This is a genomic window from Stenotrophomonas sp. 1278, assembly GCF_029892765.1.
Classification (GTDB): Bacteria; Pseudomonadota; Gammaproteobacteria; order Xanthomonadales; family Xanthomonadaceae; genus Stenotrophomonas; species Stenotrophomonas indicatrix.
Genome location: NZ_JARXWD010000009.1, coordinates 25429 through 48531 on the forward strand (window position 1 = coordinate 25429; position 23103 = coordinate 48531).

The 23103-nt window shown below is 66.0% G+C and carries 19 protein-coding genes and 1 riboswitch; of the genes, 4 read left to right on the forward strand and 15 right to left on the reverse strand.

The window, feature by feature from the left end:
* The first annotated feature begins 252 nt into the window (after positions 1-252).
* Complete coding sequence (locus tag M2299_RS10475) at positions 253-2280, forward strand: sodium-translocating pyrophosphatase (RefSeq protein WP_025874173.1); 2028 nt, start codon at positions 253-255, stop codon at positions 2278-2280.
* A gap of 93 nt (positions 2281-2373) precedes the next feature.
* Here M2299_RS10475 and M2299_RS10480 read toward each other — a convergent pair whose 3' ends face one another.
* From M2299_RS10480 to M2299_RS10500, 5 genes are read right to left on the reverse strand one after another with little or no spacing between them, the layout of a single operon-like run.
* The gene (locus tag M2299_RS10480; protein ID WP_280884308.1) at positions 2374-3093 is read right to left on the reverse strand and encodes an energy transducer TonB; all 720 of its coding nucleotides are present in this window, start codon (positions 3091-3093) and stop codon (positions 2374-2376) included.
* A complete protein-coding gene (gene exbD / locus M2299_RS10485; protein WP_099785303.1) occupies positions 3090-3515 on the reverse strand; it encodes a TonB system transport protein ExbD in 426 nt (141 codons plus the stop codon). The genes M2299_RS10480 and exbD overlap by 4 nt, the downstream gene beginning before the upstream one ends.
* 8 nt (positions 3516-3523) lie before the next feature.
* Positions 3524-4252: a tonB-system energizer ExbB gene (exbB, locus tag M2299_RS10490; protein ID WP_032976748.1), complete on the reverse strand. Its 729-nt coding sequence runs from the start codon at positions 4250-4252 to the stop codon at positions 3524-3526.
* Positions 4239-4706 carry a YbaN family protein gene (locus tag M2299_RS10495; RefSeq protein ID WP_059065020.1) on the reverse strand — a complete coding sequence of 156 codons (468 nt, stop codon included), beginning with the start codon at positions 4704-4706 and terminating at the stop codon, positions 4239-4241. Before M2299_RS10495 ends, exbB begins: the two co-directional genes overlap by 14 nt.
* Positions 4707-4737: 31 nt before the next feature.
* On the reverse strand, positions 4738-5325 hold the full coding sequence (locus tag M2299_RS10500; protein ID WP_025874168.1) for a biliverdin-producing heme oxygenase: 588 nt from the start codon (positions 5323-5325) through the stop codon (positions 4738-4740).
* A gap of 107 nt (positions 5326-5432) precedes the next feature.
* Between M2299_RS10500 and M2299_RS10505 the strand changes: the two genes are divergently transcribed.
* Positions 5433-5690 carry a DUF2789 domain-containing protein gene (locus tag M2299_RS10505; RefSeq protein WP_032976752.1) on the forward strand — a complete coding sequence of 86 codons (258 nt, stop codon included), beginning with the start codon at positions 5433-5435 and terminating at the stop codon, positions 5688-5690.
* A 144-nt stretch (positions 5691-5834) separates the two neighbouring features.
* Here the strand turns inward: M2299_RS10505 and M2299_RS10510 are convergent, their stop codons facing one another.
* From M2299_RS10510 to M2299_RS10530, 5 genes are all read right to left on the reverse strand, one after another.
* Positions 5835-8750 carry a TonB-dependent receptor gene (locus M2299_RS10510; RefSeq protein ID WP_280884309.1) on the reverse strand — a complete coding sequence of 972 codons (2916 nt, stop codon included), beginning with the start codon at positions 8748-8750 and terminating at the stop codon, positions 5835-5837.
* A 168-nt stretch (positions 8751-8918) separates the two neighbouring features.
* Positions 8919-9860, reverse strand: a complete 942-nt coding sequence (locus M2299_RS10515) for a FecR domain-containing protein (RefSeq protein WP_280884310.1) — start codon at positions 9858-9860, stop codon at positions 8919-8921.
* Positions 9861-9963: 103 nt separating this feature from the next.
* The gene (locus M2299_RS10520; RefSeq protein WP_280884311.1) at positions 9964-10464 is read right to left on the reverse strand and encodes an RNA polymerase sigma factor; all 501 of its coding nucleotides are present in this window, start codon (positions 10462-10464) and stop codon (positions 9964-9966) included.
* Positions 10465-10549: 85 nt separating this feature from the next.
* The gene (locus M2299_RS10525) at positions 10550-11026 is read right to left on the reverse strand and encodes a hypothetical protein (RefSeq protein WP_280884312.1); all 477 of its coding nucleotides are present in this window, start codon (positions 11024-11026) and stop codon (positions 10550-10552) included.
* Positions 11026-11517, reverse strand: a complete 492-nt coding sequence (locus M2299_RS10530; RefSeq protein WP_099785317.1) for a hypothetical protein — start codon at positions 11515-11517, stop codon at positions 11026-11028. Before M2299_RS10530 ends, M2299_RS10525 begins: the two co-directional genes overlap by 1 nt.
* Positions 11518-11699: 182 nt before the next feature.
* Here M2299_RS10530 and ppa point away from each other — a divergent pair, with 182 nt between their 5' ends.
* A complete protein-coding gene (gene ppa / locus M2299_RS10535; RefSeq protein WP_005410935.1) occupies positions 11700-12236 on the forward strand; it encodes an inorganic diphosphatase in 537 nt (178 codons plus the stop codon).
* A gap of 151 nt (positions 12237-12387) precedes the next feature.
* Entirely contained in the window at positions 12388-13509 is a 1122-nt protein-coding gene (locus M2299_RS10540) for an HDOD domain-containing protein (protein WP_025874160.1), read from the forward strand.
* Between the two features lie 218 nt (positions 13510-13727).
* On the opposite strand, the gene M2299_RS10545 is transcribed toward M2299_RS10540, so the two are convergent.
* The 5 genes from M2299_RS10545 to thiC form a co-directional block, all read right to left on the reverse strand.
* Positions 13728-16616 (reverse strand): TonB-dependent receptor, encoded by a 2889-nt coding sequence (locus M2299_RS10545; RefSeq protein ID WP_207759524.1) that lies wholly within the window; start codon positions 16614-16616, stop codon positions 13728-13730.
* Between the two features lie 49 nt (positions 16617-16665).
* The gene (locus M2299_RS10550; protein ID WP_025874158.1) at positions 16666-17565 is read right to left on the reverse strand and encodes a helix-turn-helix transcriptional regulator; all 900 of its coding nucleotides are present in this window, start codon (positions 17563-17565) and stop codon (positions 16666-16668) included.
* Positions 17566-17680: 115 nt separating this feature from the next.
* On the reverse strand, positions 17681-20005 hold the full coding sequence (locus M2299_RS10555) for a winged helix-turn-helix domain-containing protein (RefSeq protein WP_134833046.1): 2325 nt from the start codon (positions 20003-20005) through the stop codon (positions 17681-17683).
* 259 nt (positions 20006-20264) lie between these two features.
* The gene (locus tag M2299_RS10560; RefSeq protein WP_032976761.1) at positions 20265-20936 is read right to left on the reverse strand and encodes an ion channel; all 672 of its coding nucleotides are present in this window, start codon (positions 20934-20936) and stop codon (positions 20265-20267) included.
* A 101-nt stretch (positions 20937-21037) separates the two neighbouring features.
* On the reverse strand, positions 21038-22882 hold the full coding sequence (gene thiC / locus M2299_RS10565) for a phosphomethylpyrimidine synthase ThiC (RefSeq protein ID WP_099843575.1): 1845 nt from the start codon (positions 22880-22882) through the stop codon (positions 21038-21040).
* Positions 22883-22975: 93 nt separating this feature from the next.
* Positions 22976-23077, reverse strand: a riboswitch (TPP riboswitch).
* Positions 23078-23103: the final 26 nt, after the last annotated feature.

The window sequence follows — 23103 nt, forward strand, 5'->3', positions numbered from 1 at the left end:
GCAAAGGTGGCGATGGCGACGACGGATATCGCGTCGTTGCAGCAACCGCTGCGCTCGCCGGGCGCGGCCCGGCGCTACCATCCGGGCGCGGGTGCACGCATACTGCGGACACCAGGGAATGCTGAACACCGCCATACGTCGGACGACCACCAAGGTCGGTACGGGTTGGTTCCAGGCTGCAGCCCGTCGTCCCCCTCGTGGTGCCGTTCATCGCCACTGGATGCTTGTCCATCCATTCTGCGGAGGGGTCTAATGCTGGAACGTCACGGGCTGTCATTGGCGCTGGGCTGCGCCATTCTCGCGATCCTGTACGGAATCGTCTCGGCGCGCTGGATCCTGCGCCAACCCACCGGCAATGAACGCATGGTCGCCATCGCCACGGCCATCCAGGAAGGCGCGCGCGCCTACCTCAACCGCCAGTACCTGACCATCGGCATCGCCGGCGTGGTGCTGTTCGTGCTGGTCGGCATCTTCCTGAGCTGGTACACCGCGATCGGCTTCGCGGTCGGTGCGGTGCTGTCCGGTGCAGCGGGCTACATCGGCATGAACGTGTCGGTGCGCGCCAACGTACGCACCGCAGAGGCAGCGCGCCACGGCATCAGCGCGGCAATGGACGTGGCCTTCCGCGGCGGTGCGATCACCGGCATGCTGGTGGTCGGCCTGGGCCTGCTCGGCGTGGCCGGCTACTACGCACTGCTGCTGCGGCTGGGCCTGCCGATGGAACAGGCACTGCATGCACTGGTCGGCCTGGCCTTCGGCTCATCGCTGATCTCGATCTTCGCGCGCCTGGGCGGCGGCATCTTCACCAAGGGGGCCGATGTCGGCGCCGATCTGGTCGGCAAGGTCGAAGCAGGCATTCCCGAAGATGACCCGCGCAACCCGGCGGTGATCGCCGACAACGTGGGCGACAACGTGGGCGACTGCGCCGGCATGGCCGCCGATCTGTTTGAAACCTATGCGGTCACCGTGATCGCCACCATGCTGCTGGGCAGCCTGATGCTGGCCGAGGCCGGCGCCAATGCGGTGCTGTATCCGCTGGTGCTGGGCGGTGTTTCGATCATCGCTTCGATCATCGGCGCGCTGTTTGTGAAGGTGAAGCCCGGTGGCTCGATCATGGGCGCGCTGTACAAGGGCGTGATTGTCTCTGGTGTGCTGGCAGCGATCGCGTTCTATCCGATCACCACAGGACTGATGGCGGACAACGTGTACGGGCCGATGGCGCTGTATGGCTGTGCGCTGATCGGCCTGGTATTGACCGGCCTGATCGTGTGGATCACCGAGTACTACACCGGTACCCAGTACAAGCCGGTGCAGCATGTGGCGCAGGCCTCGACCACCGGCCATGGCACCAACATCATCGCCGGCCTCGGCATCTCGATGAAGTCCACCGCGCTGCCGGTGATCGCCGTCTGCGCGGCGATCTGGGGCGCGCACGCGCTGGCCGGTTTGTACGGCATCGCCATCGCCGCCACCGCCATGCTGTCGATGGCGGGCATGATCGTCGCACTCGATGCCTACGGGCCGATCACCGACAACGCTGGTGGCATCGCCGAGATGGCAGAGCTGCCTTCGGAGATCCGCGACATCACCGATCCGCTGGATGCGGTGGGCAACACCACCAAGGCGGTCACCAAGGGCTATGCCATCGGTTCGGCAGCACTGGCCGCGCTGGTCTTGTTCGCCGACTACACGCACAACCTGCAGGCGGCCAATCCCGGCCAGGAGTTCCGCTTCGACCTCAGCGACCACACGGTGATCATCGGCCTGCTGATCGGTGGCCTGATTCCGTACCTGTTCGGTGCGATGGCGATGGAAGCCGTCGGTCGCGCGGCCGGCGCGGTCGTGGAGGAAGTGCGGCGGCAGTTCCGCGAGATTCCCGGCATCATGCAGGGCACCGCCAAGCCGCAGTACGACAAGGCGGTGGACATGCTGACCCGCTCGGCGATCCGCGAAATGATCGTACCGTCGCTGCTGCCGGTGGCCGTGCCGGTGGTGGTCGGCCTGCTGCTGGGACCACGCGCGCTGGGCGGGCTGCTGATCGGCACGATCGTCACCGGGCTGTTCGTGGCCATTTCGATGACCACCGGCGGCGGTGCCTGGGACAACGCCAAGAAGTACATCGAGGATGGCCACTTCGGCGGCAAGGGCAGCGAAGCGCACAAGGCAGCGGTGACCGGCGACACGGTCGGTGACCCGTACAAGGACACCGCCGGCCCGGCGATCAACCCGCTGATCAAGATCATCAACATCGTGGCGCTGCTGCTGGTGCCGTTGCTGTAGATCCACGCCTTGCGTGGATGGCGGCTCCGATGGGGTCGCCTCCGATGGGGTCAGAGCCCTTTCCTGCGGGAAGGGATCCGACCCCGCCGACGATCACCGCCCGCGCAGGAAGAACGCGACGGGTACCATCACCTCCACCGGGTCGCCGGCCACATCGGCCGGCGGCGCCGGCACCGGGCTGGCGCGCTGCACCGTGTCCAGCGTCTCCTGGTCGAGCAGTGCGAAGCCGCTGCTGCGCTCGATACGCGGCGCCGATACGCGGCCGTCGCGGGCAACGGCAAAGCGCACATAGGCCACGCCCTGCTGGCGCAACCGTTCGGACTGGCGTGGATAGCGCCGATGCTGTTGCAGGTGTCCCAGCAGCATCCCCTGCCAGGTGGCGTTGGCACTGCTGCGTTCGCCGGCCGTGGTACGCGGTGCGGCGTAGCTCGCTGCGGCCTGGGCAGGAACGTCCGGCGGCGCCAGCGTGCGATCGATGTTGCTGTCCGCCGCTTCCTCTGCCGGTACCGCAGGTGGCTCGGCCGGGGCCGCCAGTTCGCCTTGGGGCAGCATCGGCGCCTTGATCTGTTCTTGTTGCCTGGGCACGGTCACGCGCCGCTGCTGCTCCTGCTGCAGCGGTCCGGCCGGCAGCGCGCGCGGCGGTACCGGTGGGGCCTGTGCGGCGGGAGCCAGTTCCAGCATCAAGGCGGCAGGAGGTGCCGCTGCGACGACCCGCGGCGTACGCGATGCCCACCACCACGCCGTAGCGATCAGCACCGCATGGGCCAGCAGCACGATCGCCAGGCTGGTTGCCCAGCGCTGCAGCCCGCTCATCGTGCGCCCTGCTCCAACCCGACCAAGGCGACCTTCAGGTAACCGGCACTGCGCAACGCATCCAGCGTCGCCATCAGGTCTCCATAGGAGACGCGCTGATCGGCACGCAGATAGAGACGCTGCGACGTATCGCCATGCGTTGCCGAGCGCAGCGCAGAGGCGAGGCCATCGCGTGCCACCGGCGCCTCGCCCACCCGCAGCGACAGATCGGCCTGCACGGTCACATACACCGGCTCATTTTCTGCCGGCGCCGCCTGCGCACTGCTGGCAGGAAGCTGCACCGGCACCGACACCGTGGCCAGCGGCGCGGCCACCATGAAGATGATCAGCAGCACCAGCATCACGTCGATGAAGGGCGTGACATTGATCTCGTGAGCTTCTTCCGGGGTGTCATCGCGTGTGGATGCGGTCCTGATCGCCATGGCGTGCCTCAGTTCACTGCACGCAGCGTGCCTGTCGGCGCCCGGCGTGCAGCCCGGTCCAGATCACGCGACACCAGCTGCTGCACAGCCGCGGAAAGATCGCCCAGCAGGCCGCGCAGGCCTGCCAGCACCCGAGTGAAGTGGTTGTAGACCAGTACCGCCGGGATCGCCGCGACCAGACCGAGCGCTGTGGCCAGCAGCGCCTCGGCAATACCTGGCGCCACCACGGCAAGGTTGGTGGTATTGCTGTGGGCGATGCCGATGAAGCTGTTCATGATGCCCCACACGGTGCCGAACAGGCCTACGAACGGCGCCACCGCGCCAATGCTGGCAAGCACGCCGATGCCACGACGCTGGTTGCGTGCGGTCTCCAGTTCCAGGCGCTCCAGTCGTGATGCCACCCGCTCCTTGATCCCCTCGCGGTGATCAAGTTCCTGCGACAGATGCAGTTCGGTGCGCGCGGCATCCAGCATGGCTGCGGCGATGTTCTGCTGCAGTGCGGGCTCGCCGCCTGCGACCGGCAGGCTGGGTGCCGACAGCAGCACGCTTCGCGCCAGGCGCAACGCGCGTGCCTGCCGGGCCAGTTCCCAGCCCTTGGCCAGCAGCACGGTCCAGGTGGCCAGCGAGGCCACGGCCAAGGCGATCATCACGCCCTTCACCACCACATCGGCGGCCAGGTACATGCCCCAGGGGGTCAGTGCGGGGGCGGCCATGGGAGCCAGATCAGCAGGCAGCATCGTCGGAGGTTCCATTGGAATCGGTAGAAGTAGTGCGACGGCGGGCAGCGCGCGGATCGGTGGCGTCCTCCACGCCCACCAGCGGCGCTGGATCGAAACGGGGCGCCGGTCGACTCAGGACATAACCCGCACTGACCGCAAAGAACAGTCCCACGCCCAGCAGCAGACGCCAGGACGGGTGTGCGCCCCAGCAGAACATCGCGAATCCCACCGCCATGCCGGCGCTGGCAAACGCCTTGCCCTTGCGCGATACCGCGCCCTGCTCACGCCACAGGCGCAGCGACGGACCGTAGCGCGGATGGGAAAGCAGCCGCTGTTCGAACCTGGGCGAACTGCGTGCGAAGCAGGCCACCGCCAGGATCAGGAAAATGGTGGTCGGCATGACCGGCAGCAGTGCGCCGATCACCCCCAGCGCGACCATCAACCAGCCGAGCGCGAACCAGAGCCAGCGCATCAATCGCGCGCCAGCGGGCGGTGCAGGTGCATCAGGAGAACTCCACTTCAACATGGCCGTGCACGCTGCGGAACGCGGCATCGGCGGCATCGATCACTTCCTGTTCCTGTGCCGGCGACAGCACCACTGCATCGAGAGCAGCAGTGAATTCGCGCCAATGCCGCGCGGCCCCATCGGGATGTGCCGCCAGGTGACGAGCACCAAAGCTCCGATCCAGGCCGAGTGCAGCGGCCATCTTGTAGAGCACGGTGCCGCCCAGGTTGGAACCTTCGGCAACATACAACCAGCCCAACGCGGTCGGCAGCGGCAGGTCGTCGCGGAGGGCCGCGATGTCCTCGCCCGGCAGCGCCTGCTCCAGGTCCTGCAGGTCGCAGCGCACCTGCTGCAGGCGGCGACGCTCCGCCAGGTCCGGCAGCAATGCGTCCAGCGCAGGGCTTGCGTACAACGCGTCGATGCTGCGGTGGAAGCGGTACTGCACGCGCAGGAAGCGAGCGAAATTGCGGCGGTCGGCGAAGATGTCGCCGGCCATGATGCGCTTGTCGAGGGCGCCATGGCTGTCACGGGTGGCGGCCTTCAGCCGCACGCTGCGGCTGTCTTCGAGGGATGTCTGAACGGTCATCGGGAGTGCCAGGGAAAGCGTCCCCCTGTAGACGATCCTGGCGAGGGTTCCCCCAACCCTGCTTGCGTCGATAATGCAGGTTCCTTTCCATTGCCAGGGCACCACCGATGATCACCACCGAACCGCGCATGACCAACCTGTTCCTGCAGCTGGGCCTGGATGCCAGTGCCGAGGGCATTGCCCGGTTCATCGCCGACCATCAGCTGGCCGCCGGCGTGGAAGTGGCCGATGCCCCGTACTGGAACGAGGCCCAGCGCCAGTTTTTGGCCGAATCGCTGCAGGCCGATGCGGCATGGACCACCGTGGTGGACGAACTGAATGAAGCGCTGCACGAAGCGGCGGTGAAGGCCGCGACCGGGCTGTAAGCGCCTGGCGGCAGCGCCGGGCATGGCCCGGCGCTGCCGCCAGTAGATCCACGCCATGTGTGGATGACCGGACCCGAGGGGGCCAGATCCCTTTCCGCGGGAAAGGGATCCGCCCCCTCCACCGGTGCAAGCGTGGAGGGTTGATCAATACCGCCAGGTAAAGGCCAGTCGCGCAGTCCGGCCAGGTGCGGGCATCACGCCCAGCGCCAGCGGATCCAGGTAGTAGCGGTCGGTCACGTTGTCCACGTTCGCTTCCACCGACAGCTGGTCGTTGAAGCTCCAGCTCGCAAACAGATCCACCAGCGTGGTCGGCCGGTACAGCTGCTGGATCGCCGACAGGCCGACGTTCCATTCCTTGTCCAGCTTGCTGATCGGGCCAGCGTTGTGGACCACGCGGGTGCCGAAGGTCAGCCGCTCGTCGAACAGGCGCGAGCCCAGGGTCAGGTTGACCATGTAGCGCGGCGGGTTCTGGGTGTTGCTGTAGGAGCCTTCGAAACCACCATCCACGCAGTCCGGCGTGCCGACCAGTTCCTCGATCCTGCGCTGGACACCGTAGGCGCGGCGTTCGGCCGCGATGTCCGGTGCGCAGGTCTTGGCCTTGAAGTAGTAGTGCGCGGACAGATCGGCAAACACCTTGCCGCTGTCATAGCTGGACTGGAACTCCATGCCCGACACCTTGAAGCGGTCGACGTTGCGGATCAGTCCGGCCGACAGGGTGCGGTAGTCGCGGGTGATCAGGTCATCGATTCGGGTATCGAAGTAGGCCAGCTTCAGCGCCAGGCGGTCACCGGCAGTGAACAGGTCGTGCTGGATCGTGCTCGCGCCCAGTTCCCAGCTGTGCGCACGCTCGGGCTTGAGTTCATCCACCGGCTTGGCCGCGGTGAACAGGCCGAGCGTGGTTTCGAACAGGCTCGGCAGCTTGGTGCCTTCTGCGTACTTCAGGTAGACCATGCTGTCTTCGCTGAAACGGAAGGCCACGCTGGCGGTCGGCGAGAACGCGCTGTCACGACGGCGGATCGGCTGGGACCAGGTCCAGCTCACCGGTACCTTCAGGTCCTCCGCGGCGTCAGCGTCATGGAAGTTCCAGCCACCGATGTCACCGACGGTGCCCTTCTTGTACGGGGAGGCAAGCAGCGACTCCTGGGTGAAGTTGCCGTTGGCGTCCGGATACCAGTTCAACAGGGCGATGCGCTTGGCCCGCCACGACGGCAGCTTGGGATTGCCGTTGAGCAGTTCGGTGTAGCGGTATTGACCCTGCACTTCATATCCGTCCGGCGTGGCCAGGCGGTTGCGGTCATGCACGTCCACGCGGTTCCAGCGCCCACCCAGCAGCATCTCCCAGTGTTCGTCCGGTGCCCACTTCAGCGATGCCACCGCACTGTATTCCTTGCGCTCGGCATTGCGCAGGAAGCGGTTGTTGACCAGGTCGTCGTGCATGATCGGCCCGGAGCTGCCCGGGGCGATGTCCTCGTCGCTGTAGGACAGGCCGTAATCGAGGGTGAAGCGGCCGGCACTGCCGTCGAACACGGAGGTGTTGCTGGCGTCCAGGCCGAAGCGCTTCTGCCGCAACGGGTTGCGGTAGGCATCCTTGTAGCCGGGATTGCCACTGAAGCTGGGTGCGTCGTACCACTCGGTGCGGCGATCGAAGTACCAGGGGCTGATGCCGGTCAGGCTGTTGTACATCACGCTGTCGGCGTCGGTGTACCACGCGTTGACGCGCAGGTCGATCAGCTCGCTGTCCGGGTTGAACCGGTAGCGCAGGCTGTAGCTGTCCATGTCCACATGGCCCGGGTCCCACTGCGGCACGCGGTCGCGGTCGACGCGGATGATCTGCGACGCCATGATCTCGCCCGCAGTACCTTCGTAACGACGATAGCCCGCTTCCAGCGTCTGCGCGTCGTCGATGCGCCAAGTGCCCTTGAGCAGGGTCGACTTCGAGCGCGAGGAAGTGTTGAACACTTCGGTGCGTGGCGGATTCAGCGGCGCCAGCGTGCGACGGGTCTGCGGAAAATCGTCATAGCCGTGCTTGCCGGAGAAGTAGTTGCCGTTGTCGCGGTATGCATAGGCGGCCACCAGGTCGAAGCGGTCCCAGTGACCGGCAGCGGCCACGTTGAAGAACTGGCTGCCGGTGGCACTACGATCGCTGCGCGGCGCGGCTTCGTAGCCGGGCAGGTTGTTGGCGCTGCCGTTGGCCAGCCCCCCACGCACGCGCACGCCGACATCACGCCCCTCACGCAGCACGTCATCGACATTCAGCGTTTCCATTTCGACCACGCCACCGATGCCGCCGGAGGCATTGGCCTGCAGGCTCGGGCCCTTGGTGATGGTCAGGCGCGAGATCAGGTCCGGGTCGAGATAGGTGCGCTGCGACTGGCCGGCATAGCCACGGTAGGTGTCCATGCTGGACTGGCCACCGTCGATGATGACCGGCACCCGGCTCTGGCCCTGGATGCCGCGGATGTTGACGTCGAAGCCGTTGCCCACGCGCGGATCGCCCGCAGTGACACCGGCCACGCCCTTGACGATGTCGCCGTTGGACGTGCCGCGGAAACGCTCCAGCGCGACGCGGCCGATGGTGGTGGTCGATCCCACGCTGCGGTAGCTGTCGAGCAGGCGCGCTTCATCGCTGACCGCACCGCCCTGCACGCGGTCTCCGGCCACGCTGAGGGTACCGGTGACGATCACGCCGCCCGTCTGTCCCGCCGCAGCGACCTCCAGCGTGACCGCATCGACGCTTACCCGGCGCACGCTCAGGCCGCTGCCGCGCAGCAGACGGGCGAGGGCCTCGTCGGCTGACAGCGTGCCACTGACCGGTTGCGAGATCACGCCCTTGGCCAGCGTGCTCGGATAGACCACCTGCACACCGGACTGGCGCATGTAGGCGCGCAGTGCATCGTCCAGCGGTTGGTCGGGAATATCAAAGTGCTGTGCCGCTGCCGGAGCAGCGCTGCTGGACTGCGCCATCACGGCGGGGGCGGCGGTTGCCAGGCCGGCGGCCAGCAACGCGATGCACAGACGGGACGGGCGCGGTGCGCGGCCCGGGCGGCGGAATTCGTACATGGGGGAACCTGTCAGAGAAGCGTGGCCGCGGGCGCGGCATCATCCGCGCATGCGCGGACCCAACGACGTACGTGGCGGCGGCGGGTACGTTCGTGGATGAGACGAGTGGCGGCGCGCTTTCCCCAAGACCGATGCGTTGCATCCGCTGCATCCGCGCCTGGCGCGGTACTACCGGTACACGATCGCCACGCCCAGCGGCAGGCGGGTGACCTGCAGGCCGGCGGTGGCCGCCAGTGCATCCAGTGCCTGCTCCGGATGATCGACGCGCAGCGCCGCGCTCACGGCTGGAATCGTGGAAAAATCGCCGCGCACGAAGGTCGGCCCTGCGCGATAGCGGCCGACCGCGTGCACGGCGTCGGCCACACTGGCCTGCTCCAGCAGCAGTTCGCCCTGGCGCCAGGCGCCGACGCCGTCCGCAGCAACGTCAGCCAGGCGCTGCACGCCTCGGTGCTCGCCATAGCTGGCACGTTGCCCCACCTGCAGATAGGTCCAGCCGCCATCGACAGGACTGGCCACGCGTACCCGGCCCTGCCCGACTTCGGTCTCCACCCCGGCCGCAACGTGGGCGACCGTGAAAGCTGTGGAGATGTCTTCCACTACACCGTTGCCAGCAGCAACGCTGAATCGCCTCTGCGCATCGGGCGCCACGTCGAACCAGGCGCGGCCACGCAGCAGTTCAATGCGACGGCGCTGGTCATCGAAGTGCACGGCGATCGCGCTGTCGGCATCTAGCACGGCGCGGCTGCCATCGGGCAGATGCACATCCTGCACCCGGTGGTCGCTGCGATGATCCGCCTGCAGGCGCAGCCAGGCATCGGGCCAGGCCACCAGCACCGCCAGCGCAGCGGCCGTGGCCATTGCCCAGCGCAGCCGCCGCGGACGGCGCGCTGCCTGCCTGCGTTCGGTGGCGGCCGGGCGCGGGCCCACACTGCGCCACAGCATGCGCTCATGCTCGAACGAACGCCGATTCGCGGGCTCGGCCAGCCACTGCTCGAACGCGTCCATGCGCGCGTCGCTGATATCGCCGGACGCCAGGCACACGATCCAGTCCCTGGCCTGTTCGGCCACGGCATCATCGGCGGTGCTGCGGGGTGTCGGGGGCGGGCTCATCGGCTGGCAGGGGACACGGTCAGAGGTGGGCGGAAGGACTAGAGCGCATGGGGGGCCTGCGAATCAAGACGCATGGCGGGTGTGCGCCCCCAAGCCGGATCGTTCATCGGCCACTGCGCGCCCAGGCAAGCCGCTGCAGCGCGGTGCGTACGTGGTTCTCCACCGTGGTCACCGACACACCGAGGCGCCGGGCGATGTCAGCCTGGGTAAGGCCCTGCAGGCGATTGAGATGAAAGATGGTGCGCGTCGGCTCGGGCAGGTGGCCGGCGGCATCAAGCACACGCTGCAGTTCATCCTGCGCCATCACGTGTTCCTCGGTGGAGATATGCTCGTCCTCCTGCCACAGGTAGTGCTCGGCCAGCAGGCGGTTGCGGCGCGTCGATTCGCGGCCGTGATCGGTGGCGAGGTTGATGGCCAATCGATAGAGATAGGCGCGCGGATTGTCGATGCCCTGGCTGTTGTCTACCCCACGCGCCTTGAACCAGACCGCCTGGATCACGTCTTCGGCCCCGCTGTCGCCGCCGAGGATGCGCTGCACGCGTCGCAGCAGTGCCGGTCGTTCGCGGATCAGCAGTTCGGTCAGGGTGAGGGCATTGGAGGACATGCGCGGAGCCAAGGGACGGACAGGGCGGCGCGCATGCTACTCCGTTAATGCGAATAAATCACGTTTGCATTCGCAATCATCGACGTCAAAGACAGTCTGTCAGCCCGTCATAGACGCTCGTGGTCGTACCGGGCAACGGCGCGTGGATCGCCTCATCCCCGGAACCCACCTGCCAGACCTGCAGGAGCTGCTCCAACCGGGTTCCAGATGCCAGCGGCAGCACGCATGCATAGCTGCCAAGGTCGACATCGATCCGTCCTTCCTTCCGCACCCAGGTATCGCTGCCGGCGAAGGTCCAGATACAGCTGCCGACCACATCTGTTGCTCGCTCCACCGAACAGCGCAGGCGCATGGCCCACAGGTTGTAGTACTGCCCCTCGCAGAACGTGTCGCCGCAGACATCATCGAACCCGCGCACCAGCATCCGTTCGGCGGCCAGGAACCGCTCCCGGCCGGTCGCTGGATCGGGATAGTCACGGGCGTCCACGAACGCCGGCGCGGCCTGCGCAGCGCCAACCACCATCAGACCGCAGAGCAGCCATCGTCCCGGGAAAGTGCGCATCAGGCGTCCCTTCCCTGCGCCCGCAGGCAGTCGGCAAGCCCGTCGAACAGCCCATGATCGAGCCCGGGCAACGGTGCCATCAGCCCATCCGGCGCCTCCAGCGCGGCAAAGAAGGCTTCAACCGGCACCCCGGGCCGCATCTCCACCGGGCAGGTCCAGCGACCGTTGTCGACCTGCACCTGGCCGGTGTCACCCTGCACCACCAGTTCGCTGGCCGCCAGCACCCACACACACCGCTGCACCGTGCCCCGATGGGCCAGCACCGCACAACGGAACTCCATCACCCGGTAGTTGCTGTAATCGCCTTCGCAGAAGGTATCGGCGCACACACGGTCGAGCGCCTGTGCAAGCGCTCCCTCAAGCGCGTAGGCCCTGTCCCACCCAGCCTCCCGGGTCGGGTAGTGGATCAGGTCGACATGCGTCCCGCGCGCGAGCGCGGCCAACGGAGCAAGCAACAGCAGGGCGCCGCAGCGCCAACGATTCCAGTTCATGGCAGGTCTCCTCGGTTCAGGGTTCCAGCCTGCCCCGGCCGCCCGGCCGGCCCCATCGGGAAACCCCGTCCTGGCCGGTCGTCGGCTACCGCGACGGCCCGTCGGCGCCCCACCCTGCACAGCGACCGGCAAAGGCATAAAATGGAGGGCTATCCGTCCACATCCCCCACCTGGAGCACACCATGGGTCTGGAACTCGTCTCGCCCGGCAAGAACCCGCCGGAAGAAATCAACGTCATCATCGAGATCCCGAAGGATTCCGAGCCGGTGAAGTACGAAGTGGACAAGGAAACCGGCGCGATCTTCGTCGACCGCATCCTGTCCACCCCGATGCGCTACCCCTGCAACTACGGCTACGTGCCGAGCACCCTTTGCGGCGACGGCGATCCGGCCGACGTGCTGGTGGTGCTGCCGCTGCCGCTGGTCCCGGGTTCGGTGGTGCGTTGCCGCCCGGTCGGCGTGCTGAAGATGAGCGATGAGGCAGGCAGCGACGAGAAGATCCTGGCCGTACCGGTTTCGAAGATCTTCAGCGGCTATGCCCACGTCGAGGACATCGCCCAGGTGTCCAGCCACTGGCTGGAGCGCATCGGCCACTTCTTCGAGCACTACAAGGACCTGGAGAAGGGCAAGTGGGTCAAGCTGGACGGTTGGGGCGGCGCGGCCGAGGCCAAGCAGATCCTGATCGAGGCGCACCAGCGCCACCTCGACAGCAAGGCCTGAGACTGAACAGCATTGCTCCGGCGCGCGGCGTCGGAGCGATGCGGGTCACGTTTCATGACGGCGGCACATCACCTTTGCCGCCGTATTAGGTAAATTGCGTCACTTCACACGTCATCGACATCGACCGTCGAGACAGCCAGGGGAATGTGTCGTGCGTATTCTGCTTGTTGGGGATACAGCCAGCCTGCCGGCTGAGCTGACCGAATTCATTGCCGATCTTGGGGAAGACTGGCAGCCGTTGACCGCCACCGATGGCCATGCCGCGATGACCGCGGTCGCCACCCAGGGCGTGGACGCGGTGATCGTCTGCCCGCAGTTGCCTGATCTCAACGCGACCACGTTGCTGGGACAGATCCGCACCTTGCGCCCGGAGACGATCCGCATCGCACTGGTCGATGCACAGCATGGCAACCGGCCGCCGCCGGCACGCCTGATCGGGGTCGCCCATCGCTTCCTGCCATTGCCGTTGGCACCAGAAGTACTGCTGGAAGCATTGACCAGCCTGGAAGAGCTGCGCGAAGTGCTGGACAGCCCGCGCCTGCGCGATGCCATCGGCCGCATCGAGAAGCTGCCTTCGCCGCCGCACCTGTACCTGAGCCTGACCCAGGCACTGGAGCATGACGACGACGCCGACAGCGCCGATGTCGCCAAGCTGGTGGCCGCCGACCCGGCGATCGCGGCCAAGGTGCTGCAGCTTTCCAATTCGGCGTTCTTCAGCCAGGGCCGCACCATCGCCGACCTGCGCACCGCCGTGACCCGGCTGGGCCTGGCCACGCTGCGTGACCTGGTGCTGGCCAGTGAGGTGTTCTCCGCGCCTACCTTGTCAGGGGCCGAACGCAACTCGCTGCAGCAGCGTGCCTTGATGGCCTCGCGATTGGCCGCACGCCTGCTGCCCGACTCCAGCGCCGAACTCGGTGCCACCGCCGCCCTGCTGGCCGACATCGGCCTGCTGCTGCCGGGTGTACGCAACGAGCGCAGCGAACCGGAGCCGGCCGATGATGATCGCCCCGGGCATGCCGAAGCCGGCGCCTATCTGCTGGGCCTGTGGGGCCTGCCGATGCCGATCATCGAGGCGGTGGCGTTCCATCTGCAGCCGCAGCGCGCCAATACACGCAGCTTCTGGGTGACCGGTGCGGTGCACGTGGCACTGGCGCTGGTCAACGGTGACCCGGTGGATGAAGAGTATCTGCAGCGCGCCGGTGTGCTGAACAAGCTGCCGCAGTGGCGCGAGCACGCCAACAGCCTGATGGGCCTGGTGCCGAGCGAGGCCTGAGGCGTAGCGTCAGGCGAGTACGAAGGGGACGAAAGGCAGGCCGTGTGGCCTGCCTTTTTTCGTTGTGCCGGAAGTTCATCCACGCATGGCGTGGATCTACTGGAAGTGACCGGAGGTTCGGCGCGCGCGGCGTGGACAGCCGCGTTGCTCGACCGCACAAACAAGAAGGGCGGACCTTGCGGCCCGCCCTCCTCTTTCTGCTGTCACGCTTCGATGGATCAGAAGCGCTGGGTGTACTTCATGTAGTAGTAGCGACCGATGTCGAAGCCACCGTAGTAGGAGAAGCTCGAGTTCGGCTGGCTGTACATGACCGGGCCTTCGTGGTTGAACACGTTGTTGGCACCGACCGAGACCGTAGCCTGCCACGGCAGGGTGTAACGCACCTGCACATCGTGGAAGGTGTTCGAACCAACCTTGCGGGTCGGCTGGCCCAGGGTGTAGGCCGAGGTGAAGTCAGGCAGGTTGCACTCGGTGTCGTAGGAGCACGGCTCCTTCATGCTCGAGTAGTAACGCACGGCCCAGTTCACGCCCAGGTTGCCCAGGCTCCAATCGACATTCAGGTTCGAGCGGACGCGGAAGTTCGCACCCCAGTCGCCGGTTGCCCAGCTGGTGTGCTGCTCGACCGGAGTCTCGGCTTCGTTGTCGCGTTTGTACTCGAGGTAATCGACGTAGGTGGTCTTCCAGTCAACCACGATCTTGCCGAAGGAGAACTCCGGCAGGCGGTACTTGATGCCCAGGTCGTAACCTGCGGTTTCCTGGTAACCACCGTTGATCAGGGTACGGGTAACGTCGACCACCTGGTTGACGGTGCGGCCTTCGGTACCGCGGCTGAAGCGGTCACACGCCGAAGCCACGCCCAGCACGTAGCACTGGTTGAGGATCGAGGTCACCGACTCGGCGGCGATCACGTTGTCGATGCGGATCTTCCACCAGTCCAGGCTGACGTCCAGGCCCTGCACGAAGTTCGGGCTGTAGACCAGGCCAGCAGTCCAGGTCTTGGAGGTTTCCGGCTGCAGTTCCGGGTTGGAACCCGACTCGAAGGCGCTGTAGGACTGGGTGCCCGGGCCGGTCGACTGTGCGCCACCGGAGGTGATCTGGCGGAAGTTCGCCGGAACGCCACGTGCGCCGCAGGCCGCGGCAACCGACGGATTGCGCGAAGCCGAGCCGAAGCTGCTGTCGCACGGATCGGTGTAGGCATCGAAGGTCTGCGAGGTGCCGCCGTACATGTTGGCGATGTTCGGCGCGCGGAAGCCCGTCGAATAGGTCGCACGCACCAGCAGGTCGTCGATCGGCTTCCACTTCAGGCCGAACTTGCTGTTGATGGTGTCGCCGAAGGTGTTGTAGTCCGAATAGCGACCAGCCATGTCGAGCGACAGTTCCTTGGCGAACGGCATGTCGGCCAGCACCGGCACGTTCAGTTCGACGTAGAACTCGTCGAGCTTGTAGCTGCCCTTGGTCGGTGCGCCGGCCAGGTCGGTGCTCAGGCCCGACTGCAGCAGTGCATCCGGGTTGTACTCACCGCTTTCCTGGCGGTGCTCGTAACCGGCAGCGATGGCCAGGTCACCGGCGGGCAGCGTGAACAGCGAACCGGAGATGTTGGCGCTGTAGGCCTTGGTGGTGTTGGTGTAGGTGTCGTGGCTCGGCAGGAACAGGTAGGCCTGCAGTGCCGGGTCAGCCAGCGAACCGTTGCCGGTGGAGCCGTACGGTGCGAGCGGGTTCCACGGGGTGCAACCGGCGATCACCTTGCCCGGGGTGCCGCAACGGGCAACGTCGCCGTCCATGAAGGACGGGCCGACGGCGTTCTGCACGTTCGGGATGAACAGGTTGCCGGTGCCGGTCTTGACGCCCTTGTTCTGGTTGTAGACGTAGCCCACGTCCCAGTCCCAGAACTTGTCGGCGAACTCGAACGAACCTTCCAGGCCGGCCGAGAAGCGGAAGGTTTCCTGCTCGGATTCGGTCTGGCGCGGGAACTCGGAGGTGCGACGGATGAAGTTCGCGTCCTTGCCCAGCGGGTTGTAGATGCTGTCGGCCGACAGCGGGGTGCCGTAGACCTCGGACTGGTACGGGTAGCCGGCAATCTGCGAGGTCGCGGTGCGCTTGGTGTACAGCACGTTCGCGGTGGCGCGGATGTTGTCGGTCAGGTCGTAGTTGCCGTTGGCAAAGACCGAGCGACGGGTCAGCTTGTTCTGCAGCCACATTTCCTGGCTGGCATTGGTGTAGTCGGCGGTGCCGAACTCACGGAAGTCGCCCATGCCGTTGCCGGCACCGGTATTGGCACGGGTGTACCAGATATCGTCGTTGGCGTCCTTCGGGGTACCCATGTCGTCGATCAGCACGCCCTGGTTCGACGCCGGCGACCAGCCATTGGCATCGTCGTCGGTCGGGAACGGGTGGAAGCGACCGTTCGGGTAGCGGCTGAAGGAACGATCCTTGGCCTTGACCTCGTCTTCCTTGCTGTATTCAGCGCCGAAGGTGATCGAACCGCGCTCACCGGTCTGGCCGTAGACGAAGTTGTAGACCTGCTTCTGGCCGTCGCCCTGGCCGTACTGGCCACCGTAGACGCTGGCTTCCAGGCCGTCGAAGTTCTTGCGGGTGATGATGTTGACCACGCCGGCGATGGCGTCGGAACCATAGATGGCCGATGCACCGTCGGTCAGCACTTCGATGCGTTCCACGACCGAGGTCGGGATCGAGGCCAGGTCGGTGTAGCCGCCGGTGCTGGTGCCCATGCGCTTGCCGTCCAGCAGCACCAGGGTGCGCTCCGGGCCGAGGTTGCGCAGGTCGACGTACTGGCCGCCGACTTCTTCGCCCGAAGACAGGGCATCGGCGCGGCTGATCGCCGGCGAACCGGTCGCCGACAGGTTCTGCACGATGTCGGCAACGCTGGTGAAGCCCTGCTTTTCAATGTCGGCGCGCTGCAGCGCGATCACCGGCTGAGCGGTTTCCATGCTCGCCTGGCGGATGCGCGAACCGGTGACCGAAATGCGGTCCAGGTCGGTCGTGCCGCCGGCAGCTGCGTCCTGCGCCGAAGCGAAGGACGGTGCCAAGGCAAGCGCAATGCCGGCCGGCAACAAGCCGAGCCGCACTGCAGGAATACGAACGTTCATCAATCTCTCCAAGGTACGTGTTAGTAGCGTGTTAAAACGCCGTAGCACGTTACGATTGCGTTGCAGCGCTGTATTTGCGCGACACAACCGGAGACTTTGCGGAGTGTGGCGGAAGCTGTCCGTCATTCTCGCGGAAGCGCGAGGCGGACTGGCCGTAGCGGGCGCGGAACGCACGCGCGAAGCTGCAGCAGTTGTCGAAACCGCTGGCGGCAGCGACTTCGCCGACCATCATGTCGGTATCGCGCAGCAGATCGGCCGCACGTTCGAGGCGCAACCGTGCCGAAAGCGACTGCGGGCTTTCCTCGTACAGGCTCTGGAACGTCTTGGAGAGATACCAGCTGGAGAAGTTGGTCAGCTCGGCCAGTTCGCCGATGCGCACCACACGGTGGCTGTTGCCTTCCAGATACAGGCGCGCGCGCTGCATGCGACCAAATACCTGGCGCTTGCGGCTGCGCGAGCGGCCCGGGCAACGCTGTACGTTGTCGGCCAGGCTGCGCTGCAGACCGGCCAGATGCAGCAGCAACGGACGCAGTGCCTGCGCCGGCTGCCCGCTGGCGAGGGCGTCACGCCACAGGCGCAGCGCCACCCGCGCATCAGCGCGGTTCATCTGGCCACGACCGGCGTACAGGCCGCAGTCGGCCATTTCGGTCAGCACGCGCAGCGCTTCCACGTTCAGGTTCATGCCCACGCACAAGCCGTTGCGTCCGGCCTGGACCAGCGGCCTGGACTCCTTCTCGAACGCGATCCACTCGCCCTGGCGAAGCCGGAACCGCCCTTCCTTGGCTTCAACCCACGAGGTGCCGCGCACCTGCATCCAGACGCTGAAGCTGGTGCCGGCGGTCTGCAGGCTGCCGAGGCGGGCAACCCCCATGCAGGTCGGCGCGACATCGTCGATCGCCTTGTCCAGGGATACGGTTTGGCCACGATCGGCCAGCGAGAGTTGACGCATAGGGGCACCACGGATTTGCCAAGTACAGGCCTCCGTTTTGCCAAATGAGGTGACAGCGCGTCAGGAAAGACTGCCGAGATCGCCACGAATTCGCGGCGAGATCGTCACGAAGAAATTACGAAGGCCCTTTCTCGTTCAAGATCAATAATTTGGAGAATGCCGGGAACAGTGCGGGCGGTTGTTCGGGCAGTCGCATCACACCGATGTCGGCACCATCGCTGATGGCCAGGGCCAGGTACAGGCTGTTTCCGTCGGCACTGGCGCTGAGTCCATTGCCCGCGCTCAGCCGCTGGGCGTCCAGGCAACGCTCGGCTTCTTCGCGTCCGGACTGGATACGGACCAGGGTCGTGCCGCAGCTGGCACTGCTGCCGAGGTAGTCGATGCTGCCGTTGCCGGCCACCGTCCAGGTCCGGTAGCGCCAACGGCTGGGCCGGTCCTCACTGACCTGCTGCACGCTGGCAGGGGTCAACGCCGCGTCCACCGACCACAGCCCACCGGCTGCCAGCCGGGTGAACAGCACCCGCCCGGTACTGCGGTCGAAACGCGCCTGCGATACGCCTTCAAGGCTGGCCAACCGCCGCCATGGCTGCGCGCTGCGGTCGAACAGGCTCAAGCGGGTGTGCTGGTCGGCATCACGTTCGACCACCAGCAGCTGCTCCGCGTCTGCGCCGTACAACGCCTGCAATGGCTGCTCGGCGGGAACCGGAAGCCGATGCAGTTGTTCATCGCGCGGTGCGATCTCGTAGACAACCGCTTCGCCATGCTCATCGCGGCCCACCACCAGCAGATGCCGGCTGTCGGCCGACCAGTCGGGCGCCTGCCGTGCCTCGGGCTTCAGCCCCTCGATCGGCCGCAGCGACTCCGGCCGCTGCATGTCGGCCCACCACAGGGCGAAGCTGCCGGAACGATCGGAACTGAACACCAGTTGCCGCCCATCCGGTGCCACCATCGGTTGCCCGTCGCGGCCACTGGAGGCGAACAGGCGCTCACCGGCACCGCCCTGCGCGGGCATCCTGAACACCCCGAACTGCGCGCGCCGATGCACGAACGCCAGCATGTCGCCGCGGCGGGACACTGCCGGCCACTGCGCATCGTCGAGCCCAGCGTCGCGCAATGTGCGGCGCTCGACGTCGAGGTAGTACAGGCGTGCTTCGCTGTCCACGCGGCGACCGAACACGATATGCCGACCGTCGCCCAACCACGCCCAACCACGCAGTTCGGCCGATTCGGTGGTCAACTGCTCGGGCGTGCCGCCGCTGGCAGGCATCCGCCACAGGTCGCCCAGCTGGGGGTTGCGGACAAACACCAGCCATCGGCCATCCGGGGAATAGCGCGGGGCGTAGTCGAAATCATCCTCGTCGACAGCGTACTCCAGCGCACGCCATTGGCCGGTGGCCAGATCGAGCACGCGGATGCCGCGATGGGCATAGCGACCGACCATGCTGCCGAAGACCAGGCCACGACCATCGGGCGTCCAGTCGAAACTGAGCAGCTCGGTGCCGTCGCAACGCGTGGCCTGGCGCACGGCGCCGCCGGTGGCGCTGGCGATCAGCACCTGGCAGCTGGCATCGGCACCAAAGCGGGCGAAGGCGATTTCGCGGCCATCGGGCGACCAGTTAGGGAAGCGGTCGCTGGCACCTGCCGGTGGCGATAGCAGCTGGCGCGCGGGGGCATTGCCGGAGGTCTGCACCTTGATGGCGTTGCCGCCGGTGCCATCGTCGTTGGCGCCTTCGTAGGCGACCTGCGATCCATCAGGAGAAAGTGTGGGATAGGTCTCAAAACCGGCCGTCGCGGTAATCAATCGATACGGCCGCTCAGGGCTTCCGATCACCCGCGTGCCGTTCTCCACTGCCGCATCCACCGGAGAATTCACCGGCGCCGGGCGGCGCAGCAGCAGTACGCTCAACACCACCAGCGCAAGCAGCATCACCACGCCCAGTGCCAGCAGCAGGCGACGGCGCAGACGGCGCCAGCGGCGGCTTCCGCGTTCAACCACCGGCACGCCGGCGGCGGCCACGGCATCCGGCGCAGGCGGCTGTGATGCGGTCGAGTCCTCTGCAACGGCGATCGCATCGGTCTCGTGGTCCGCCAGCGGTTGCACCGGCACAAGCAGGCGGTAGCCGGTCTTGGCGATGGTCTCGATGTACGCCTGGCCGTTGTCGTCGTCGACGCTGAACGCCTTGCGCAGCTGGGTCACGGCCTGGGTCAGCACATCGTTGGTCGGCAGCGTGTCCGGCCACACTTCGGCGAACAGCTCGTCACGGGTCACCACCCGCCCCGGCTGCCGCATCAACACGCGCAGCACGCCCAGCGACTTGGGCGTCAAACGGCGTGTACGGCGGGCACCGGCGACTTCGACCTCACGCGAGGACAAAGTAACGATGCACTCACCGACGCGGACGCGGTCGGATTCAGGCGACTGGATTTCGCTGTTGATCATTCGTTGCTATGGGGCTGAAACAGGCCGCAAACACTGTTCACCATCGATCCCTTCCCATCCTTGGCACAGCAAGAAGCCAGATTCCGCACAAAGCATCGGCGCATACCGCAAAAAAAACGAAGCCTCCGGATATTAGCCTATGCGAGTTACCTCGCCTATCGCGTGGTCGACATCAGGCTCTCTCTCGCCGACGCATTCACATAATACGCATCATCATTCGCGCCCTTTTGGGCGCGATATTTTTATCTGGCGTTCATTTTCAGAAGCGTTTCAGCATGGTCAGGCCAACCAGCCGCGAAACCACCAGCGCTACGTACATGACGCCGGAAAACTGCTCCAGCATTACCAGCGCGCGGGCCTGCGGATGCAGTGGCACGACGTCGCTGAGACCTACCCCCGACAATAAGCTGAAGCTCAGATAAAGCAGCTCCATCCATGTGCGCTGCGCGCCGCCACTGGCGCCCTGGAAACTGCCCGGATACCACTGCTGACATACGGCAAAGGTAAAAGCGAATGCCCATGCCAGCAGAGTGAACGTGGCACCGGCGGCGAACAGCTCGTCGCGCGTCACTTTGTGGTCCTGCAGCATGTAAGCGATCAGCGCACCGGCGGTGTAGAAATACAGCAGGCTTTCCAGCAGCTGCGCGGTGATGCCCAGTGCAGGCCGGTCGAGCAGGGCCGCCGAAAGGGAAAACACCACCGCCGGGATGGCCAGCACCAACGCCAGCCATGTCCCCAGCGGGCTGCGCTGCACCACCCACAGTGCCAGGCCGAGCACGGCCATGCCGAATACGCCTACTGCCGCGCGCCCGGCAGCAGTTTCGTCCAACGCCGGGTACAGCAGTACCGACAACAGCTGTGCGCCGAGCAGCCAGGCAGAGGGATGACGGCGGGCGATGGCCAGCCAGCGGGTGGTGACGGCAATGGGCATGGTTCCGTGTCCCCGGGGAACGATGGGGCGAGGATAGCGGCATGTCGGTGAGTTGGGTGACTGGACGGTGCCGGGCATGACCCGGCACTGCCCATCTGCGATCAGCCCTGCTGGTACACCTCGGCGCCGGCCGCCCGGAACTGCTCGGACTTTTCCTGCATGCCCTTCTCGGCGTACTCGCGCACGTCCTGGGTGATCTTCATCGAACAGAAATGCGGGCCGCACATCGAACAGAAGTGGGCCAGCTTGTGCGCGTCCTTGGGCAGGGTCTCGTCGTGGAATTCCTTGGCCTTCTCCGGGTCCAGGCCGAGGTGGAACTGGTCTTCCCAGCGGAACTCGAAACGTGCCTTGCTCAGCGCGTTGTCACGCACCTGCGCCCCCGGATGCCCCTTGGCCAGGTCAGCAGCATGGGCGGCGATGCGATAGGCCATGATGCCGTCGCGCACGTCCTGCCGGTTGGGCAGGCCCAGATGCTCCTTCGGCGTGACGTAGCAGAGCATGGCAGTGCCGAACCAGCCGATCATCGCCGCACCGATCGCGCTGGTGATGTGGTCGTAGCCCGGTGCGATGTCGGTGGTCAGCGGACCGAGCGTGTAGAACGGCGCCTCGCCGCACTCACGCAGCTGCTTGTCCATGTTCTCCTTGATCAGCTGCATCGGCACATGACCGGGGCCTTCGATCATGGTCTGCACGTCGTGCTTCCACGCAATCTTCGTCAACTCGCCCAGCGTCTCCAGCTCGCCGAACTGCGCCGCATCGTTGGCATCGGCAATGCAGCCAGGACGCAGGCCATCACCCAGCGAGAAGGTCACGTCGTAGGCCTTCATGATTTCGCAGATGTCTTCGAAATGCGTGTAGAGGAAGTTTTCCTTGTGGTGGGCCAGGCACCACTTGGCCATGATCGAACCGCCGCGGCTGACGATGCCGGTAACCCGCCTGGCGGTGAGTGGCACATAGCGCAGCAGTACCCCGGCATGGATGGTGAAGTAGTCCACGCCCTGCTCTGCCTGTTCGATCAGGGTGTCGCGGAAGATCTCCCAGGTCAGCGCTTCGGCGCGGCCGTCGACCTTCTCCAGCGCCTGGTAGATCGGCACCGTACCGATCGCCACCGGCGAATTGCGGATGATCCATTCGCGCGTTTCATGGATGTGCTTGCCGGTGGACAGGTCCATCACCGTGTCGCCGCCCCAGCGGATCGCCCACACCAGCTTTTCCACTTCCTCGGCAATGCCCGAGGACACCGCGCTGTTGCCGATGTTGGCGTTGATCTTGGTCAGGAAGTTGCGGCCGATGATCATCGGCTCGCTTTCCGGGTGATTGATGTTGTTGGGCAGCACCGCACGGCCGCGGGCGATTTCCTCGCGCACGAATTCCGGGGTGATGATCTGCTGGATCGACGCACCGAATGCCTCGCCAGGATGCTGCTGCAGCAGTGAGGCATCGCGGATCGCTTCCAGCCGCTGGTTTTCGCGGATTGCCACGAATTCCATTTCCGGAGTGATGATGCCGCGGCGCGCATAGTGCATCTGGGTGACGTTGGCGCCGGCCCGCGCGCGACGTGGCAGGCTGCGCGCGGGAAAACGCACCGGGTCCAGCTTCGGATCATGCTCGCGCGCGCGTCCGAACGAGGAGCTGAGGCCGTCGAGCTGTTCGGTGTCGTTGCGCTCCTCCACCCAGCCACGGCGCAGTGCCGGCAGGCCCGCAGACAGGTCGATGCGCACGTCCGGATCGGTGTACGGGCCGGAGGTGTCGTAGACGGTGACCGGTGCGTTCTCTTCGCCACCGAACACGGTCGGCGTGCGGGTCAGCGCGATCTCGCGCATCGGCACCTGCAGGTCCGGGCGCGAGCCAGGCACGTGGATCTTGCGCGAGCCGGGAATGGGCCGGGTCACGGATTCGGAGAGTTGCTGGGCCTGTTGCTGCAGGGCGGAGAGCTGTGCGTTCATCGGGCATCGTCCAGGAAGGTCAGGGACGAAGCGGCGGCGCACTGCCACCGCGCCCGGACGGCACCAAGGCGCTCCCTGGGCAGGTTCCGGGTACGGCTGCATTGCAAAGCTTCCCTACGCCGGTATGAGCCGGATCAGGTTCCAAGGGACTATCTCAACCGTGGCCACAAGGCCGCGGTACCCCCGCTTCTTGGTGGGCATTAGAGCATAGAAACCACTCG